Source organism: Bacillus sp. CZDM1 (genome assembly GCF_055502545.1).
The window spans coordinates 195,102-215,389 of the sequence record NZ_JBUESO010000009.1; the positions used below are offsets into that span (position 1 = coordinate 195,102).

19 protein-coding genes are annotated in these 20,288 nt (G+C 39.5%); 17 read left to right on the plus strand and 2 right to left on the minus strand.

Annotated features, from left to right (window positions below; all coding sequences use genetic code 11):
• Positions 1–91 precede the first annotated feature (91 nt).
• From ACY3XC_RS20500 to ACY3XC_RS20510, 3 genes are all read left to right on the plus strand, one after another.
• A complete protein-coding gene (locus ACY3XC_RS20500) occupies positions 92–1,831 on the plus strand; it encodes an ABC transporter ATP-binding protein (RefSeq protein WP_464870171.1) in 1,740 nt (579 codons plus the stop codon).
• Positions 1,828–3,618 carry an ABC transporter ATP-binding protein gene (locus ACY3XC_RS20505; RefSeq protein WP_464870172.1) on the plus strand — a complete coding sequence of 597 codons (1,791 nt, stop codon included), beginning with the start codon at positions 1,828–1,830 and terminating at the stop codon, positions 3,616–3,618. The genes ACY3XC_RS20500 and ACY3XC_RS20505 overlap by 4 nt, the downstream gene beginning before the upstream one ends.
• A 408-nt stretch (positions 3,619–4,026) precedes the next feature.
• On the plus strand, positions 4,027–4,200 hold the full coding sequence (locus ACY3XC_RS20510; protein ID WP_464870173.1) for a hypothetical protein: 174 nt from the start codon (positions 4,027–4,029) through the stop codon (positions 4,198–4,200).
• Positions 4,201–4,244: 44 nt separating this feature from the next.
• Here the strand turns inward: ACY3XC_RS20510 and ACY3XC_RS20515 are convergent, their stop codons facing one another.
• Positions 4,245–5,891 carry an ABC transporter substrate-binding protein gene (locus tag ACY3XC_RS20515; protein ID WP_464870174.1) on the minus strand — a complete coding sequence of 549 codons (1,647 nt, stop codon included), beginning with the start codon at positions 5,889–5,891 and terminating at the stop codon, positions 4,245–4,247.
• A gap of 99 nt (positions 5,892–5,990) precedes the next feature.
• Between ACY3XC_RS20515 and ACY3XC_RS20520 the strand changes: the two genes are divergently transcribed.
• The 5 genes from ACY3XC_RS20520 (at position 5,991) to ACY3XC_RS20540 (ending at position 10,193) form a co-directional block, all read left to right on the plus strand.
• On the plus strand, positions 5,991–7,235 hold the full coding sequence (locus tag ACY3XC_RS20520; protein WP_464870175.1) for an MDR family MFS transporter: 1,245 nt from the start codon (positions 5,991–5,993) through the stop codon (positions 7,233–7,235).
• Between the two features lie 16 nt (positions 7,236–7,251).
• Positions 7,252–7,797, plus strand: a complete 546-nt coding sequence (locus ACY3XC_RS20525) for a GNAT family N-acetyltransferase (RefSeq protein ID WP_464870176.1) — start codon at positions 7,252–7,254, stop codon at positions 7,795–7,797.
• A gap of 137 nt (positions 7,798–7,934) precedes the next feature.
• Positions 7,935–8,708: an amino acid ABC transporter substrate-binding protein gene (locus ACY3XC_RS20530; RefSeq protein WP_464870177.1), complete on the plus strand. Its 774-nt coding sequence runs from the start codon at positions 7,935–7,937 to the stop codon at positions 8,706–8,708.
• Between the two features lie 63 nt (positions 8,709–8,771).
• Positions 8,772–9,431 (plus strand): amino acid ABC transporter permease, encoded by a 660-nt coding sequence (locus ACY3XC_RS20535; RefSeq protein WP_464870178.1) that lies wholly within the window; start codon positions 8,772–8,774, stop codon positions 9,429–9,431.
• Positions 9,432–9,446: 15 nt separating this feature from the next.
• Positions 9,447–10,193: an amino acid ABC transporter ATP-binding protein gene (locus ACY3XC_RS20540; protein ID WP_464870179.1), complete on the plus strand. Its 747-nt coding sequence runs from the start codon at positions 9,447–9,449 to the stop codon at positions 10,191–10,193.
• A gap of 50 nt (positions 10,194–10,243) precedes the next feature.
• On the opposite strand, the gene ACY3XC_RS20545 is transcribed toward ACY3XC_RS20540, so the two are convergent.
• Entirely contained in the window at positions 10,244–10,672 is a 429-nt protein-coding gene (locus ACY3XC_RS20545; protein ID WP_464870180.1) for a VOC family protein, read from the minus strand.
• 362 nt (positions 10,673–11,034) lie between these two features.
• Between ACY3XC_RS20545 and ACY3XC_RS20550 the strand changes: the two genes are divergently transcribed.
• The 9 genes from ACY3XC_RS20550 (at position 11,035) to ACY3XC_RS20590 (ending at position 20,265) form a co-directional block, all read left to right on the plus strand.
• Positions 11,035–13,029, plus strand: coding sequence for an IucA/IucC family protein (locus ACY3XC_RS20550; protein WP_464870181.1), 1,995 nt, complete (start codon positions 11,035–11,037; stop codon positions 13,027–13,029).
• Positions 13,029–15,143, plus strand: coding sequence for an IucA/IucC family protein (locus ACY3XC_RS20555; RefSeq protein ID WP_464870182.1), 2,115 nt, complete (start codon positions 13,029–13,031; stop codon positions 15,141–15,143). Before ACY3XC_RS20550 ends, ACY3XC_RS20555 begins: the two co-directional genes overlap by 1 nt.
• A gap of 6 nt (positions 15,144–15,149) precedes the next feature.
• Positions 15,150–16,373 carry an MFS transporter gene (locus tag ACY3XC_RS20560; RefSeq protein ID WP_179161369.1) on the plus strand — a complete coding sequence of 408 codons (1,224 nt, stop codon included), beginning with the start codon at positions 15,150–15,152 and terminating at the stop codon, positions 16,371–16,373.
• A gap of 23 nt (positions 16,374–16,396) precedes the next feature.
• Entirely contained in the window at positions 16,397–17,623 is a 1,227-nt protein-coding gene (locus ACY3XC_RS20565; RefSeq protein ID WP_464870183.1) for a type III PLP-dependent enzyme, read from the plus strand.
• A gap of 185 nt (positions 17,624–17,808) precedes the next feature.
• Positions 17,809–17,955, plus strand: a complete 147-nt coding sequence (locus ACY3XC_RS20570; RefSeq protein ID WP_464870184.1) for a hypothetical protein — start codon at positions 17,809–17,811, stop codon at positions 17,953–17,955.
• Positions 17,956–18,082: 127 nt separating this feature from the next.
• Positions 18,083–18,586: a hypoxanthine phosphoribosyltransferase gene (gene hpt / locus ACY3XC_RS20575; RefSeq protein ID WP_464870243.1), complete on the plus strand. Its 504-nt coding sequence runs from the start codon at positions 18,083–18,085 to the stop codon at positions 18,584–18,586.
• Between the two features lie 30 nt (positions 18,587–18,616).
• Complete coding sequence (locus ACY3XC_RS20580) at positions 18,617–18,847, plus strand: hypothetical protein (RefSeq protein WP_464870185.1); 231 nt, start codon at positions 18,617–18,619, stop codon at positions 18,845–18,847.
• A gap of 105 nt (positions 18,848–18,952) precedes the next feature.
• Positions 18,953–19,516, plus strand: coding sequence for a LemA family protein (locus ACY3XC_RS20585; RefSeq protein WP_464870244.1), 564 nt, complete (start codon positions 18,953–18,955; stop codon positions 19,514–19,516).
• Entirely contained in the window at positions 19,513–20,265 is a 753-nt protein-coding gene (locus tag ACY3XC_RS20590) for a TPM domain-containing protein (protein WP_464870186.1), read from the plus strand. Before ACY3XC_RS20585 ends, ACY3XC_RS20590 begins: the two co-directional genes overlap by 4 nt.
• The last annotated feature ends 23 nt before the right edge of the window (positions 20,266–20,288 follow it).

The window sequence follows — 20,288 nt, forward strand, 5'->3', positions numbered from 1 at the left end:
ACCAACATTAAAAATTAAAGCAACCATTGAATAAAATTAATGAATATTTTTACTTTTTGTAATACAATAAATTCCTGCGAGGGGGAATATTATGAATTTATTAAAAACGACAGTAGAGCATTTTAAACCATATTGGAGAAAGCTTTTGCTTGCCCTGTTTTTTTCTTTAGTAGGTGGAGCATTTACGATTTTGCCTCCTATATTGGCAGGAAAATTAGTGGACGAAGTAATTGGGGCAAGAGAGACGACCTTTTTACTATGGATTGTCGCTGGTGTTCTAGTCGCTTTCTTAGGAAAATCACTGTTTGAAACCTTGCAGGAATATGTACAAGTGAAAATCGGCTTAGATGTGATTACCGACATGCAGATTCGAGCTTTCAAAAAGCTGCACCGTACACCAATGTCGTTTTTTACAACCACACCAAGAGGTGATATGTTATACCGTCTAACGCATGATGTGGAGTCCATTCAAAACTTAAATAATACGGTGGTGCCGCGTATTTTACAGCAGGTTATTGGTGCGATTGCCGCATTTTCTGCGGTATTTGTTTTGTATTGGCCAGCAGCTATCGTGATGTTTGTTGTTTTTGCTATTTATATTTTTCCTTCGTTTAAATTAGGAAAAATTATGAGAAAAATGAGTGCCACGCAGAGAGATATGAGTGCAGATATGTATCAACATTTACAGGAAAGTATTGAAAGTATTCGATTAGTCAGGACTTTTCAGACACAAAAGGCTGAGGTAGAAACACAGCAAAAGAAATTGTCTGATTGGAAAAACTTCTCCATTCGTGCAGCTTTGATTGGAAAAGTTAACTGGCGCTTAGGAAATTTGTTCAATATTGCAACTCCTGGTGTTGTAATGTTAATTGGTGGATTTTCGATTTGGGAAGGAAATATAACCATTGGAACCCTCGTTGCTTGTCTTAGCTTTATTCCAATCATGTTTTTACCTGTCCGCTCATTAGCTGAAAATGCGCTAACCATTCAGCAGGCGATACCTGCTTTGCAAAGAATCTATGAATATTTCGATTTACCCGAAGAGCATGAGGAGACTCTTCCGTCCTTCGGAGAGGTAGAAGGACGGATAGACTTAGAAAATATCTGGTTTACTTATCCAAACAGTGATAAAAAAATCCTAAAAGGCGTTTCGCTCTCCATGGAACAAGGGAACCACATTGGGATTGTTGGTACAAGCGGAGGCGGAAAGAGTACACTCATTCAAATTCTACTAGGATTATATGAACCAGATAAAGGGGCAGTCCTTATAGATGGGAAGAACCTTTTCTCCTATAATCGAAACAGCTTTAGACAGCAGGTAGGAGTTGTTTCTCAAGAAACCTTTCTGCTAAACAGCTCGCTTCGCAATAATCTTTTATATGGCAAAAAAGAAGCGACGCAAGAAGAATTAGATAAAGCAGTAGAAGCTGCTGGATTGAAGGAATTAATAGAATCCTTGGAAAATAAGTATGAAACCGTGGTCGGTGAACGCGGCTTGAAGCTCTCTGGCGGCCAGCGACAACGTGTAGCGTTAGCAAGGGCTATTTTACGCCAACCACCTGTTTTAATTTTTGATGAAGCGACTTCATCCTTAGATGGGGAAACAGAGGAAAAGGTTCAAGAGTCACTTGAACAACTAATTCCAGGAAGAACCACCATTACGATTGCCCATCGATTAGTTACGGTTAGGAACGCTGATAAAATCCTCCTCTTAGACCAAGGCATGGTGGCGGAACAAGGGACACATGAAGAACTGCTTGCATTAAGGGGGCTGTATTACGAATTATATAAAGCCCAATATAGCGAGTTAGAAAAGGAGATGATTGGATGAATGGAAACACCGTCTCCCAACCAAAACAGAATCGTGATGGCCGCAGAGTGCTGGCTTTCTTAAGGCCCTATAAAAAGTGGGTCATTGCCGACTCAATTGTTATTGCGATTAGCCAGGTTTTTTCAGCATTAATACCAACGTTAGCGCTTAGCTGGTTAATTGATACGATTATTCCGAATGAAAACCACTCTTGGCTGTGGGGGTTAATGTGGTTATTAATCTTTTCGGCCATCTTTGATTTAGTCATGATGGTCATTGATGAATATTTTTGTCACCAGACAGCTAAGACGGTAACCAATTGGCAAAAGCTGCGTCTGTTTAGTCATCTACAGGTGCTTCCTTATTCCTTTTACCATAACAATTCATTTGGGGAACTACTGGCAAGAGTTTCGGATGACCCAGATACTCTCCACAATTTCCTTGCCTGGGAAGGTTCAACTTTTATGGCAAGTGTCCAGGGGGTTATCATTTATAGTCTGGTGCTGCTTTGGATACATCCTTATTTAATGATTACCAGTGTGGTTCTAGGTATTATCTTTTATTGGACCTCTAATTATGTGGGAGCAAGGACTAGAGCTGCCTCCGCGGATGCAAGACAGGAAGCTTCCCGATATCTTGAAAGACTGAGAGAATCGGTTACGGGAATCCATTTATCGCGGGTTATGGGTGTTTCTGAAAATGAGGTTGAAAGTGTCATTGCTATCAGGAACTCCTTCGTTAAGCATTCCATTAAGGAACTAAAGGCAAGAATGCAATCGGTAGTGGTCATTGCCAGCTATAATGGGTTTGCATTAGGAGTTGTCTACTTAATTAGTACTTTATTAATTTGGAATGACACTTTAACAAGTGGACAAATGCTTACCGCGGGCGGATTAGTCACGATTGCGGCCAACGAAATGCAAAAGCTGCTACGTAACTGGCTATCGGTGAGAAGAACGGGACCCGCGCTAGATCGTTCAGATATTCTCCTTTCGCATCAGCCAGCGGAAGCAGAAATAAAGGAAGGCATTCGTGGTGAAAGGGCAAGCGGCAGTATTAGACTGAAAGAGGTAACGTTTGCCTACCCAGAAAAAGAAGAAAATGTCTTATCAGGTGTTACGTTTGATATTCAAGCGGGTGAAAAAGTAGCCTTGGTTGGGCCAAGTGGTTCAGGTAAATCTACCATTGTTGATTTACTATTTAGATTATATGAAATGAATAATGGTCAGATTGAAGTAGATGGCAGAAACATTACCGAATGGGATACAGCATGGCTGCGGTCACAAATAGCGATTGTAACGCAGGATGTTCAATTACGAAGCGGTTCACTGGCGGATAATCTAAGAATCGGAAAGGCAGATGCTACGGACGAGGAATTACTAATGGCCTTGCAGGATAGCGGACTGGAAGAACTGGTCGAAAGCCTGCCAGAGGGCTTGAATACAAAGGTCGGGGAACGAGGAAGCCTTCTTTCTGGAGGACAGAAGCAACGATTATCGCTGGCTAGAGCAATCATTAAAGACGCACCAATCCTCATTCTTGATGAAGCAAGTTCAGCGCTCGATCCGATTACAGAAACAAAGATAAATGAGTCTGTTTTGAAAACCGGTAAGAAACAAACCATCCTCATTATCTCTCACCGTCTTTCTACAGTACTATCAGCAGATAAGATTATTGTTCTTGAAAATGGATCAATTGTCGAACAAGGTGGACACGCGGAGTTGCTGGAAAATAACAATGGTGTCTATGCAAGATTGTTTGGAAGAGAAGCGGAAATTGGGGAAGAAACCATTAACACCCCTGCATAATAATCCTATATTAAAAAAGGCAGCCCTGTGAAATTTTGGGAGCTGCCTTTTTTTTTAGGTAGTTTTTAAATACTTTTTAAATCTTGAGAGATACTATTTTTGAATTGGCTGTGTTAAAGCAGAATGTTGATTTTACTGTGTATAGAAAATAAGCGGAGAATTTCCGTTTAAATTGGGAAATAGTCATTTTTACCTTCATAATAAGCGGAGATTTCCGCTTATGGTATCCAAATCATTGGATTTTGTCATATTTAAAGCAGGTAACCGGAATATTTCCGCTTATATCGGCTTCTTAAGGTTCCTTTATATACAATAGCCGGAAATTCTCCGCTTATGAATGATCAACCCTACACGAAAATCAACATTGAATCATAACACAGCCTTTGAATGAATTAAGGAGGTGCACATATGCCAAAGGCGAAACAATACGTTGACCAAAGTATGTCATCGGTACAAAATACGGTAGATACATTACAGCAAGCACTAAGTACCACTGAAAAGCCAGATAACAAAAACAAGATTCAACAAGCAATCCATTCCCTTCAGTCTGTTCAGGAACAATTATCAGGATATCAAGATTAATAAGAAGAATACCTGACATTCGAAGGTCAGGTATTCTTTTTGTACTAATATTTAGGCTTCATCCATAATTTTGATAAATCTACATACCCAAAATGCTTAATCTCGACGTTCATCAAATTAATGGAAAATGGTATTTGCCGCTTAGAATAATAGAGTGGAACGCAAAGGGAATTTTCAATTAAATACTTTTCTATTTTCAAATGCTGACCAATCCATTGTTCAAAGGGTAATTCATCATAGGCTTGAATACATTTCTGTAGATAAGAATCACTTTGTGTTAATTTTCGAAGTGGGGATAGGTTATTTTTAATAAAATTAAAATAAGAAAAACTTTGGTTTAACTCAAAAATTTCTCCATGAATAAATATATCTGCCTCTGCTTTTAGATGATCATGGTACAGGGCATCATGAAACGATACTTCTTCTATCTCTGTATGTATTCCACCATGTTCGAGGATGGATTTTAACCAAAAGGATACATCCTTTGCATATCCTGTGTACTTCATTCTTAATGGCTTTGAAAGTGAGGGCTTTGCAATTTTTGGCATCGAATAAGGCTTTGAATAACCAATTAAACATCCAGAGTTGTTTTCTGAAATACGTGAATCTAAAGTAGAAATTAGTGAGCGATTTTCGTCTATCAGCATATGGATGTAATCACGTACTTCTTTTCTAGCGATATCCGATTGGCGATATGGATTCATCACCACAATACCGAAGCCAGAATCACTTTCAACTTCGAACGTGCCTACCTCTCTTGATTCATGTGCACCATAATAAACATTTCCAAACTCTCTCGAAACCTGAATGAATTCAACACTATCCAATAGTGGACGCTCCCGATAATAGTGTTTAAATGCATGTAGTACAGTTTTCTCTTCAGAATTTTCCCCCATATAGAAACTACCGGTTCCGATGACCTGGCCGTTGGATTCTTTATAAATACTAGCAGTCATCATACTTAGGAGCGGTAAAATATATGGACAACCATTAGGAAACTCAAGCTCAACAACGAGTGAAGCTGGAGAGGTTATTTTTGTAACTGGTTTCCAAAGTTCAGCATATATGATATCTTTTTGCATTCGAATAAAAGATCGGACGACGTCCTCTGCTCTTAGAATGGAACCATCATGAAAGGCTACATCTTTTCTTAAGTACAATGTCAACTTCGTTTTCGTTAATTCCCAGCTATGGGCTAGCTCAGGGGTTATTGAATTATCTTCCTCCAATGCTGCTACTCGGTTATATATGTTTGCTACTAGATTTGCGCTATGTACATCTGCAGCCTTTATTGGGTGATACGTTAGGAAACGGTAAAATCGAGGAATAATGAGTCGGTCCTTCCCCTCTTGATGAAACCCAAACTTGGATTGAAATTTAGTCATCAATCGCTGTTTTGTTTCAGTCGACCAGTTAAACAATAACAATTTACTTACTTGTTCAATCGAATAGCTATCCAATTTGGATATGAACTGTTTTTCATAAGCAGATTCTACATCCTTCTTCCATTGCAATTTCGAATCGTTTCCTCTTCCTCGACCAGCCTGAAACGTTAGCCAGCCTTCTTCTTGCCACTGACTCAGTTTGCGACGGGTTTGCTTTGCGCTTAGATTTAGAATCTCAGCCAGATCTTGTACTTTGACTTCCCCCGTAGAGGATGAATTCCATATTGTTAATAAATAATGGTCCATGTTTTCATTCCTTTAAAAGTAGACATTTTTTTGAAAATTGGTCATTTTTAAACTGTTACGTCTAGTTTACTATAAGAATTATGAAAGGTGTTGATAAATATGGCTTGGAAAGACTATCCCCAAAACATTAAAGTAAGATTGATAACGTCGTTTTTTAACCGAACGATTGCCAGCTCTGTAATGCCGTTTATGGCGCTATTCTTTGCGCAGCATAAGGGTGCGGTATGGGCAGGTATTTTCTTAGCAATCACGGTCATCATAGGCTTTTTTATAAACTTTATCGGCGGCTATATTTCTGACCGCTTCCCTCGGAAAAAAATAATCATCTTATCGTCAATGTCCAGTGCGCTAATGTTTGCGCTAATGACGGTAAGCATATTGCCTGACGAAAAATGGATTGTATTATTTGCGATCAGTTATATCATTTTCACAATCACCAGCAGTCTCGGCCGTCCTGCTGTACACGCGATCATCATTGACTCGACAACACCCGAAAATCGAAAGAGTGTATATGCCCTCGATTATTGGCTGGTTAATTTAGCAATGGCTATCGGAGCTGCATTAGGCGGACTTTTATATGTGAATCATCAATTAGAGCTTTTTATCACATTAACGATTGTGTCCACTAGCTTACCGGTTGCCTATGGCATCTGGCTACAAGATACACGTGTGAAGCTGCTTGAGAAAAAACATGAAAACATTTTTGTAGATCTTTTCCAGAACTACAAAGTTGCATTTCAGGATAAACCATTTGTCATGGCTGTGGCAGGGTCGATGTTTATCTTTGCAGCAGAATTTTCTTTAAATAGTTACATAGGTGTTCGATTGGCGGAAGAATTTAAGTCTGTGTTTGTAGGCGATTTTGAGGTTGCTGGCGTAAGGATGCTTAGTTTTCTAAATATCGAAAATATGCTGATGGTCGTGGCCCTAACCTTCTTTGTTACGAAAATGACGGATAAATTTCCGCCTCGGAAGATGCTGCTGCTAGGACTCCTGCTCTATAGTGCAGGTTATACCATTGTAACATCGGCGAATATCTGGTATGTCTTAATATTATTTAATGCTATTGCAACAATTGGCGAGCTTATTTATTCACCAATTGCTAATGCTGAAAAGGCAAATATGATGCCGGAGGATAAACGCGGTTCCTATTCTGCTTTTTCTAATTTGGGTTTTAGCGGTGCAGATTTAATCGCTCGTGGTGCCATCGTATTGGGCGCATTTTTAGTACCGACGATGATGTCTGTTTTCCTTGGAATGATATTAATGGTGGGGACATTCCTTCTTTATAGTGGACTTTTTGTAGTCAATAAAATCAGAGTTCAAAAAAATATGTCAATGTAATTTAGGGGGCTATGGGTTGCGAAAAGTCGAGATACGAAGACCTAGAATAGAGGACATAGTGGAACTGAAGCGATTTTTTAGGATTGTCATTACCGATACCTTTCGAAGAGAAGGACTAGCGGGGTTAATTGACGATATCGAAGCTGAGATTGATAGTAAGAAAAAATATTTGCAATTGGATTTGGATAGCAATGGCGAGAAAAGGTATTTTTTAATAGCTTTAGCTGAAAACAAAATTATCGGCACAATAGAATATGGTCCTGCTAGTAAACTGATTCATGACTGTACCAATGGAAAACTGGGGAATTTTGTTGAAGTAGGAACGGTATTTGTGCTCCCTGATTATCAAAGACAGGGCATAGGAAATAGGCTGCTGGCTGAAATGCTTCATACTTTACAGACCCGGGGAATCGTAGAATTCTGTCTCGACAGCGGCTATAAGAATGCCATAACCATCTGGAAAAAGAAATTCGGCGAACCTGATTATTTACTAAAGGATCATTGGGGGCAAGGGCAGGACCATATGATTTGGAAAATATCAACGAGTGGAGTCTATTCTTAAAGGAATAGGCTCCTTTATTATTATTATTATTTTTCTTACTATTGTATTCGATAATATTATAGTGTTATAATGTGGTAGTATGATAATATGGTAACGCACTAAAGTGAAATTAATTTAAATAAAAGGGGTAAATTTAAATGAAAAAATTAGCAACTATGTTTCTTATATTAACTGCAGTACTTGTTATTTTTACGGGTTGCTCAAAATCATCAAGTAAAGAGGAAGATAAGCTTGTCATCGGAATTGATGATAAATTTGCGCCAATGGGGTTCCGCGATGAGGATAACAATATTGTCGGTTTTGATATCGATTACGCTAAAGCAGCAGCAGAGAAAATGGGAACAGAAGTTACATTCCAGCCAATTGATTGGAAAACAAAGGAAGCAGAGCTGAGCAGCGGACGAATTGACCTAATCTGGAATGGATACACGATTACGGACGAACGGAAAGAGAAAGTCCTTTTCACAAAACCATATCTGAAAAATGCACAGGTAATTGTTACCCTTTCTGATTCAGAGGTTTCTAAACTAGATGATTTAGAAGGGAAAGTAGTTGGTTTGCAGTCACTTTCTTCAGCTTCCGATGCTTTGAATGGATCACCTATTAAAGAAAAGGTTAAGACAGTAACGGAATTTGCTGACAATGTACAGGCTTTAACAGATTTAAAAAATGGACGCTTGGACGCAGTGGTTATTGACGAAATCGTCATCAATTACTATATGACGAAAGAGAAGGAAACCTTTAAGGTACTTGATGAATCACTTGCTCCTGAAGAATATGGTATTGGTGTTAAAAAAGGCAATGAGGAATTACTTGAAAATCTCCAAAAGGCACTTGATGAAATGAATGAAGATGGAACAGCTGCAGAAATCTCAAAAGAGTGGTTTGGAGAAGATAAAGTACTAAAGTAATATGAAAATAAGATAAAACAGGATTTCCTTGGGGAACCCTGTTTTGTTTTTGGAGGAGTTTTTATGACGTTAGACTATTTCACGTCCATTTTGGTACCAATGCTTGAAGGTGCCCAGATGACTGTTTTATTATTTATTATTGCGATTATCGTCTCAATTCCGCTAGGTTTCCTGCTGACTCTTGCTGTTAAAAGCAGCTTAAAGCCTTTATCATTTCTAGCTCAGGGCTATATTTATATCATGAGAGGAACCCCTCTATTACTGCAATTATTATTGATCTGCTTCGGTCTGCCAATGCTGCCAGTGGTCGGAGAATATTTAGTTTTAGATAGATTTGTTGCTGCTTGTTTAGGGTTCGTATTAAATTACGCAGCTTACTTTGCAGAAATATTCCGTGGCGGTCTTTTGGCCATTGATAAAGGACAATATGAGGCATCAAAGGTTCTTGGTTTAAGTAAATGGCAGACAACAACAAGAATCATTTTACCACAAATGTTTCGGGTAACACTCCCTGCGATTGCGAATGAATCCGTGACCCTCGTTAAGGATACCGCACTGCTCTATGCAGTTGCCGTGCCAGAGTTGCTTCATTATGCTCAGACAGCTGTGAACCGTGACTTTACGATTGTCCCATTTTTCGTTGCTGGTTTGATTTATCTCATAATGACGCTGTTTTTAACTTTTGTATTTAAAGGTATTGAAAGAAGATACAAATTTGAATAAGAAGGATTGGTAAATGTGGCTATCATTGAAGTATCCAACCTGAAAAAGTCATTTGGGAAGGTGGATGTACTAAAGCAAATAACATTTGACGTGAACAAAAATGATGTTGTAGCGATTATCGGTCCTTCTGGGTCGGGGAAAAGCACGCTGCTTCGGAGTTTAGTTCACTTAGAGGAAATAAATGCAGGAAGCATTAAGATTTCTGGTGACACTTTTGTTAAGGATGGAGTCTACGCAAAACCGCAGGATATCAAAAAGATTACCGCGAAAATGGGTATGGTCTTCCAGCATTTTAATCTATTCCCACACCTGACGGTTAAGGGGAATCTAGAAATGCCTCCAAAATTGGTAAAGAACGAGCCGGTTGCATCCATTCAGCAAAGAAGCACGGAGCTGTTAAGGAAAACTGGTCTGACAGAAAGAGCGGATGCCTATCCAGCAAGTCTTTCAGGCGGTCAAAAACAAAGGGTGGCAATTGCGAGAGCACTGATGATGAATCCTGAAATCCTACTATTTGACGAACCTACTTCAGCTTTAGATCCTGAATTGACGGGAGAGGTTCTTGAAGTCATGAAGGCATTAGCACAGGAGCAGATGACAATGATTGTTGTGACACATGAAATGGGCTTTGCCAGGGAAGTGGCAAACCGGGTAATTTTCATGGACAACGGCGAAATTATTGAAACTGGGCACCCTTCGGAATTGTTTACAAATCCTCAGAACGAACGGACAAAAGCCTTCTTAAGCAGAAGCTTGAAATAAGGAAAAAGGATACAGCCATGAAAAGGCTGTATCCTTCTTTGTGTGTAAAATTAACTTCCATATTCTCCGGTATCGTGGCTTATCTGCCAGTGGATCCCGAATTTATCCGTTACTTGTCCATAAAGTTTAGCCCAGAAGGTTTCTTGGAGCTCCATCGTAACCTTTCCACCTTCTTTTAGTTGATCATACCAAGTCTGGATATCATCTGAATTTTTGCTGACTAAAGCCATTGTTATATTATTGCCTTCAATAAATGGTGAACCAGGGAAGTTATCAGAAAACATGACAGTGCTTCCATCAATGTTAAGTCGTGTATGCATAACCCAATCTTTTACTTCCTCTGGCATTTGATAATCAGGATGTTGCGGTTGTTCTCCAAAGGTCATGATATTCGGTGTTTCAGTCTTAAAAACCTTCGCATAAAATTCTACTGCTTCACGGGTGTTACCATTAAAAACAAGGTAAGCATTTACTGGCATTCTACTTCACTCCTCTTATTGGGCTATGTACAAAATCTATTCTATCCGTTTAATTCTAGCTTAGACGACTTTCTCCTTCTTTTTATTAATAAAATAAATTCCTTTAGGAAATGGTTATCAAGTGTCGAAGATCCAGCTGCCATCAAGGGTGGCTTTTCTTAATTTGTCTCAAAATTATATCAGACTTTCACGCTATTACAGTGAAAAAATTTTTTTAAGTTATTCTATAGGACTTAAGTTGGTTGACAATGGTAATCATTATCAATTACGATAAAACTCGAGTTAGGTGTTGATAACGATTATCATTATCAACTGAATGAATGGTATTTAACAACAAAATGTCTGGTAAAGGATGAGTTGAAATGAACACGATACATACCAAAAGTACGAGAATTAAACAAAATGAGGTATTGGATGAAGAAGAATCAAAAACTTTAGCTTACATTAACGAAGATCCTGAATTGGAAGAATTGTACTTAATGAATGTTCAGGAAGGTAGAAGAGGTATCTCACAACGGTTATTTCAGGCACTCATACGAGAAAAACTAATCGAAGAAGAGAGAGTTTCATGGCTGGAAGGCGCTAGAACAAGTATCTGTATTAAGCTCCCCAGTGGAAAAACGCTGCAGGCTGTCGTCAAAAAGAGGCATTCACTTGGAAGATTTGATCTAGAAGGGGATGTAATGGAGTATCGTCAAGAGCATTCTAGAGTCATTATACATCCAGCCGAACTTCTAGTGTTGGTAAGGCAAGAAGGATTGTTAAAAGATGCAGAGGAAAAGCAGTTTCACCGATTTAAAATGGAGATTCAAAACGGAGTGGCTAATCTAACCTTAGCATTGGCAGGTGCTGCTCGAAGAAAACGAGAGTTAGTTACGATAGCTAAATTAGAACGTATACAGACTTCCTTAGAATGGGTGCTAAAACAGAGTAAGGACAACAAGAACTTTAGTCCACTCGCTTTTTTTGAACAATGGGTCGTTGAAGGTCATCCCCTGCATCCTGGAGCAAAGACGAAGTTTGGTCTTGGGGTAGCAGATGTCATTCGGTATTCACCAGAATGGGGTGCCACACCAGATGTAGCTTTTATAGCAGTTGACAAAGAATATTGCCAAACCACATCCATCGATGAACACACTGTGACAACACGTCTAAACCAAGAGTATGAGGGCTTACAATCATTTGTTGGAAAAACATTACACAAGCAAGGATTAGACCCTAACCAGTTCGAATTGATTCCTGTTCATCCTTGGCAGTTTGATCATACTTTATACACCATGTACAAAGAAGAGATCGAACAAAAAAGAATTGTTCCTATTTCAGATTTTCGTATTCCAACACAGTCATTGGTCTCTTTTCGCTCGTTAGCCCCCATCCAAAACCGAGGGCAGAGAAAGCATCATCTAAAAACAGCGGTAAATTTACAAACCACCAGTGCTATACGTACCGTTTCACCCAATTCTGTGGAAAATGGGCCCATTCTTTCAAAAATAGTAGCCAGTATTCAAGAAAAAGAGAAGAATTTTGGCGGAAGCTTTGTTGTACTTCAAGAACGAGCAGGTATCTATTTTCGACCAATAAATCCAGCATTGTCGGAAGAGGATCGATGGACACTACAAGCAAATTTGGCGTCCATCCTGCGGGAGAATCCTGAGAACCATGTTAAAAACGAAGAGGAAATTCCCATGGTTGCTGCGGCGCTTCTAGCGGATTCACCGATTAGCGGCAAGCTTATTGCTGTTGAACTAATAGAGGAACTTGCTGGCCATCATGGTTTGTCTGATCTAGCAGAGGCGGCAGCTTTATTTATCCTAAGATATGCTCAAGCATCGATACCAGGCTTTTTAACTTTGATGGTGCGTTATGGAATTAGTTTAGAGGGTCATATGCAGAATAGTGTTTCTGTTTTTCGAAATGGTGAGTTAGTACGTATTCTTATAAGGGACTTCGGTGGAGTTCGAATTTTACCAGAAAGATTAAAGAAACAAGGATTTCAAGCAGAGTTTTATCCGGGTTCTTCAACAGTGACGGAAAAGGTAGACCAACTGCGGAATATTATTTTGTATTCCGTCATGCAGAACCATTTTGCCGAATTGATTACATGCATCGTCCGTGCCCTGGGAATCAATGAGGAGAACCTTTGGAAACCGGTGCATGCAGTATGTAAAGCTATTTTTGAAGATCTGAAGAAAGACCCTTACATTGGAGAACAGGCTAAAGCAGATGAGCAGGCTTTTTTCCACCCTATGATTTCTTTAAAGGCCCTAACAACTATGAGACTAAGAGGAGACATTACTGCCTATTCGTTTATGAAAGTTCCCAATCCTATGATGGAATCGAAAGGAGAGATTCAGTGATGAGCGCAAGTTCAACTCAACTTCTGGAGTACGATGTTTTGCGTACGGCATTTATGAATTTCAGACAAGGAAAAATGCTGCAGGATGAATTGAAAATTCTTAATTTTCTCCAAAACAATTATCCTGATATGGTCCCTGCATATGAATTATCTCTCACAAGAGGGCGTCTAGGGATTTTGCGCCGGTTAGCAGGAGCCATGTTGCGTGAAGATATCATGGGACTTCATTCAAGTTCGCATGATCTGTACATTATTGATTCCATTTATGCACTAAATGTTCCAGCCATAGATGAGTATTGGCAGATGATGATTCAAACACTCCATACATATGGCTTAGAAAGTGGTGAAATCTACAAACTATATCCTCTTTGTGAGAGAGAATGTCTTGTTATTCCTGTAAGTCGAACCTATGCATTTAATCGGGTAGAAGTAGATGGTATTATTTTGCATATCTCTAAAGATGGAGTGAGAACAATAGAACACGCAGTTGAGCTGCTTCACTTGATGCGCCGAAAGGAAGAGTTTGAACAAAGCGCTTGGGTAAAACTGGCTTTAGAATTAGTAAACGGAAGTGCTAATTTAGCACTTTCATATGCCTATTGGGAACAGATGAAAAAAGAACTTCAACAAAAAGCAGATGAACATGGAATCACAACTACAATCGATTGGGTACTGTCACAAAAACTGCAAGATCATAAATTTGATTCAAGTTTGTTTTTTGAACAATTATCCGTTGAAGGGCATAATCTTCATCCAGGAACCAAAACAAAAATAGGCATGGAACCAGAAGATGTGTTTCGTTACGCTCCAGAATATAATGGTGTAGCTGATATTCAGTTTGTCGGAATACGGAAGGATTATGCGGAGTGGGGCGTTATAGAGGAAAATGAAGAGGATGCGAATGCTCTTCTCTTTAAAGAGTATCCAGAATTACCAAAGGTAGTTGAACAAGAATATTCAGAACAAGGTCTTTGTGTTAACGATTATGTGTTGGTCCCTGTGCATCCATGGCAGCTGGAAAAGGCGATACTAGAAATTTACCACCAAGAAATCAAGAAACAGATCGTTGTACCTATAAGAGGTATGAGGGTACCATGCGGTTCAACATCCTCTTTTAGAACGGTAGTACCTCTTGCGAATGGGGAGGAGCCTAAACATGCGATTAAAGTAGCCGTCAACAGCCAAATGACTTCTACTGTGCGTACCATATCCGCAAATACCACAAACAACGCGACGGTCTTTACTCGACTCATTCGTTCGATTATGAAACAGGAGGAACAAGACCTGATTGAGAAGTTTGTCCCTGTTTGTGAATGCGCAGGATTTAATTTCAAATTCAAAGAAGCAGAAAACCCCACAGGTATTCATTTGCAAAAAAACAGAAATCTTTCTGCTGTTTTACGTTTGAATGTAGACACATTTGTAGCATTGGACGAAATAGCCGTCGTTGGCAGCTCCCTTTTTTCTGAATCACCTATCACGGAAAAGCCGATTCTCGTCGAATTAATTGAAAGATTTGCTGAAGAAACGAATGAAATGTCAATTCGTACAGCAGCGTTCCAGTTCGTCTCAGAGTATGTTTCTGTTGCACTTCCAGGCTTCCTTACTCTCATGACAAAGTACGGAATTGGTTTAGAGGGTCACTTGCAAAACAGTGTTATGGTATTTAAAGATGGTCGCCCAGTTCGAATGCTATTCCGTGATTGGGGAGGAGCAAGAATTTATCGAAGCAGGATCGAACAACATCAAGGTCAAGTGTCATTTTATCCTGGTTCCGTTACGCTAACGGATAGTTTAAAGGAAATGCATAACAAGGTGTTCTACACCGTATTACAAAATCACTGTGGTGAGTTAATACTACAAGTATGCAAGTATTTTGGGTTAGGGGAAAGAGAGTTGTGGAAAGAGATTCATAGTATTTGTGAACAAGTTTTTGATCAACTTGAGTCCTTCCCCGAATACGCAGAAAGTGTCCGTATAGATAGGGAAGCATTGTATCAAGCAGAAGTAGATCACAAGGCACTTGTGAGAATGCGCTTAGAACCTGAAGGGAAAGAATATTTCTACGCAATCGTTCCTAATCCTCTACACGAGTTTAGGAGGAAGGAAGAGTAAGAAGTCATGGCACAAATCGAAGTTCAGTATCATCAGCCGACACGCTTTGCTCTTCACTCACGGACGTTTAGAATTTTTATGTCTGGCAGTTTGGTGACACGAGTAGGGGATTGGATGGATTTAGTCGCTTTAAATTGGGCAGTATTACAATTTACGAACTCGCCGCTTCTATTGGGGTTAATGAATGCCTGCCGTTTGGTCCCAACTTTTTTGCTAAGTGTACCAGCAGGTATCTTGGCTGATCGATACGATAGACGAAAATTATTGATTTGGCTTCAAATTGGAATGATGTTGATGACGTTTTGCCTTGGTTATCTTATCGAGGCAAGACAGTCATTTTGGCTCTTTGCGTTCATTGTCACGCTGAGGTCTATGTTTGCAGCTATGGATCCGCCTATTAGAAATGCACTGGTGCCGAATCTCGTACATCAAAGTTCTCTGGCAAGTGCAATCGCTATTAATACAATGGTTATAAATCTCTCTCGTATAATTGGACCTGCGATTGCGGGAGTGTTGCTTTCCACCATAGACATTGCCTATTTATTTTATATCAATGCGCTGGGTACGTTAGGGGTACTATTATCTTTGCTCACGATTCGTTCTCATTCCATTCCAAAACCGGATAAAAAGGAAACTGAGAAAACAACGCTTCGGGCAGCAACAGACTTTGTGAAAAGTCAGCCTTCAGTTCAATCTTTACTCATTTTGGCCATTGTACCGATGGTATTTGGATTTCCTTACACAACGATGATGCCTTTATTTGCCAGAGATCTTTTAAGGCTTGGGCCAGAAGGGTTCGGATTGCTTCTATCTGTTTCATCTATCGGTGCATTAGTTGGTACAACCTGGCTTTCTCTTGGTAGAGAAATCAAAGGTAGGGGAAAGTGGTTGATTTGTTCCATAATGGGTTTTGGTTTTTCTTTGTTGCTATTTATAGGAGCACAAAACGTTTTTGTGGCAGGAGTGGCTATGTTCCTTGTCGGATTAACGAGTCAAACATACCGAACGATGAGTCGGATTACTTTACAGATGCAGGTTCCTGACCACCTGCGAGGCAGAATACTAAGCATTGCCTTAATGGATAGAGGCTTTATTCCGATTGGGGCCGTACTTATAGGGGCGATTGCTGCATTGGCAGGTGCTTTACCTGCTGGCGTTGTCATGGGTATAGGTTGTATTGCAACAACCTTAGTTATTGTATCAAGAAGACGGCAAATCTGGAAATTGTAATATGTATGGGAGTGTACAAACAAATGATGGAAAATATTATAAAATCTCTCAAGATGGAACGAGAAAACCCATTTTGTGCCTATTTATATGACATACGGAAGCTGCGCAGCCATGTCAATCGATTAATCACAACTCTTCCTTCACCCTGTCGTTTATTTTATGCGATTAAAGCAAACTCAGATCCGATTCTACTTAAATCCTTAGCTTCAATCGTTCATGGGTTCGAAGTAGCTTCACTAGGAGAAATCGAGAAAGTCCGGGATGTGGATGCGGAAATACCCATCCTATTTGGGGGACCTGGGAAAACACAGGAAGAAATTGAAGGAGCTATAAGACACGGAGTCACTTTGCTTCATGTCGAGAGTAAACATGAATTACAGTTGGTGAATCACATTGCCAGCCAAAAAGAGACAACCGTATCTATTTTGTTGCGTGTAAATCTACGTGGTTCCGTTCCAAATGCGCAATTAAAAATGGCGGGTGTACCGACTCAATTTGGAATTGATGAAGTAGAAGTGCCTAATGTAATTGGTTTAGCAAAAAGTTTGCCGCATGTGAAGCTCCTCGGTTTTCATTTTCATGCGATGTCTAATAATGGTGATTCCAAGACCCATGCAAACTTTGTTGATCATTGCTTTGATAGGGCGAAACATTGGCGAAAAGAGTGGGATGTAGACATTTCTTATTTAAATGTAGGCGGAGGAATTGGAGTCAACTACCAAGACGTAGAATCGCAGTTTGATTGGAACGACTTTATAGAGCGTTTGGAAACGGTACTAGAAAAACACAATGATACGGATTGGCAAACATTGTTTGAATGTGGACGCTATATCACTGCTGCGTGCGGCTACTACGCAGCAGAGGTATTGGATATTAAACAAAATCATGGTCAATATTTTTGTATTGTTAGGGGGGGAAGCCATCACTTGAGACTCCCTGCAGCTTGGAAATCGAGTCATCCTTTTACGATCGTACCAGTAGAAACGTGGTCATATCCCTTTGAACGTCCTGGTGTAAATGAAGCTGTTATTACTGTGGCAGGGGAGCTATGTACTCCTAATGATTTACTTGCAAGAGATATATCCATTCCACGTGTGAGAGTTGGAGATATTCTCCTTTTCAGTTATGCGGGGGCGTATGGCTGGGCTATTTCTCATCATGATTTTCTCAGTCATCCACATCCAGAGCATCTTTACATAGAGTCTAACTCTATTAATTATGGACATGAGAGTTTGGCTGCTCTTCTATAAAGTAAAAAAACAGGCTGTGTATCCGTTTTCCAGAAGGGGTGAATGCGTCCTGCGATAGGAAACGGAACCGTTACAAAAAGGCAGCTCATTCTTTTATGCACTAGGCCAGCAGGGAATTCACTTACAAAAAGCTGAAAGAGTTAATTAAACACCAGCAGGAGAAATATAACTGGGAGTTCATCTTCTTGGGAGCAAACATCGATGCTGAGAAAGAGGCTGACAGTCTTGGAATTCATATCGAGAATGCATATAGCTTTGAAGCTTCTGAAGAGGGAGTTGAATGTATGTACAAGATGGTAAGCGAGGCAGTTACGGAAAAAAGAAGGGTTTAGTTAAACCTATATCAATTAGTCTTTCTGAAAATTTGTATTCAGTATTATTTTTTGGAATAATAATGAAGTCTAGCCAGGAACTTTTAGAAAGAAGGTATGATTAGTGCCCTATAGAGTGAAAGATACAATGATTTCGGAAAATGAAATAAAACAAAGAGTGAAGGAATTAGTAGAGGAAATTGAAAGAGATTTTAACAATGAGCCAATCATGTTAATCGTGGTACTTAAAGGATCTTTTGTATTTGCAGCAGATTTGATACGTGAGATGAAGGGAAATATAAACGTCGATTTTATTTCGGTTTCAAGTTATAGTGACCAAACAGAAACAACTGGAAAAGTAAAACTTTTAAAGGATCTTGATGAGGATATCACGAATAAAAATGTTTTGGTGGTTGAAGATATTATAGACAGCGGATTAACCTTGCATTTTTTGAGAGACCATTTGAATATGCATAAGCCGAAACAAATTAAGATTTGTACACTTTTAGACAAGCCTGAAAGAAGAAGAGTGGAATTACCAGTAGACTACGTTGGATTTGTCATTCCAGATGAATTCATCGTCGGTTATGGAATCGACTACGCACAACAGTATAGAAATTTACCTTATATTGCGACCGTGGAAGAGTATTAATTTTTCCCCACCTTAGAGGAGGTTGTATGCTTGACTGCAAATATTTTTAAAGGAAAGAAAGAGGAAGAAAAAAATAACCTTGAAGAAATACTAGAGCATTCGATTGAAGTGGAAGAAGATCTCATGAGGTCTTATCTCATTACAGCTGAGCGGATTCACGATGATGATGAATTAAAGGAACGACTCGAAAACTTTGCAGAAGGAAATGCGAAAAGAACAAAACAGCTTATAGATGAATTAAATGGAAATAGAGAGAAGTAATAGGAAGCTGTGAGGATGGAATAAATCCTTGCAGCTTTTCATATTTCGAATAGGTAGTGATACATACTATACGAAAGGAGTGTGTTCAAATTGAAAAAAGGATATATGATTATAGGAATAATTGTTACTGTAATCGTGCTGCTTGCTGCTATGTTAATACCGAGCTATAACAACTTTGTTGAATTAGAAGAAAATGTTGACCAATCATATGCTCAAATTGAAAATCAGCTGCAAAGAAGGCTGGATTTAATACCTAATCTTGTGAATACAGTAAAAGGTTATGCATCACATGAAAAAGAAGTGATTGCTTCGATATCAGATGCACGTGCAAGATTAGCAGGAGCGAATACAGTGGAAGAAGAAGCAACAGCGAATGCTGAATTAACAGGTGCATTAAGCCGGTTGCTAGTAGTAGTAGAAAACTATCCAAATTTAAAAGCAGATCAACAGTTTACTCAATTAATGGATGAGCTGTCAGGAACTGAAAATAGAATTTCAGTAGCACGGAAGGATTACAATGATCAGGTTGCACTTTATAACAAAAAAATAAAACGATTTCCTGGTTCACTTATCGCAGGAATGACTGGTTTTGAAGAAAAGGAATATTTCACAGCTGGCCCTAAAGCGGCTGAAGCTCCAGAGGTTAACTTTGGAGGAAATGGCGAATGAAATCGAAAGCGGTCTTCAGCCTTCTTTTTTTCTTTTTCTTCCTATTTCAAGGTGAAGCACTTGCTCAAAAAATTAAAATGCCGGCTCCGATTGGCGATATTTATGTGCAAGACTTTGCTAAAATATTAACCGAAGATGAAATAGCGGAACTAAGAAGTATAGGGAGAACCATAGAAGATCAAACTACAGCGCAAATTTCTGTCTTAACGGTAGATACGATTGGCGAAAATACGATTGAGGAATATGCGAATGAGGCCTTCAGACAATATGGAATTGGAAATGAAACAGAAAACAATGGAGTATTGCTTGTTATAGCCGTTACTGACCGTTTAATTAGAATCGAAGTAGGCTATGGTCTGGAGGGAAGAATCCCAGATGGAAAAGCGGGGCGGATTCTTGATGAACATGCTGTTCCGTTCCTTCAAAATGACCAGCCAAACCATGCAATAATAGAAACATATAAGGCACTTGCCAATGAAGTTTTAGCCGAATATGGTCAAGAAGGCGGGCTGCAGGCTCCTGAAAAGCAAGCTCAACAGACTACTGCTGATGAAGGGGTAGGAATCCCCTCTTGGCTGCTCATCATTATAATCGTCGTTGTAGTGTTTCTTGATTTTAAGTTTTTTGGAGGGACACTCACCTATCTTCTTCTTTCTATCATCTCACGTGGAAGAGGAGGTGGAGGAGGCGGCTCTAGAGGGGGCGGTGGAGGTTCTTCAGGAGGCGGCGGTGCAGGACGAGGATGGTAAGTGTAAGTGCAAAAAGTGATTCA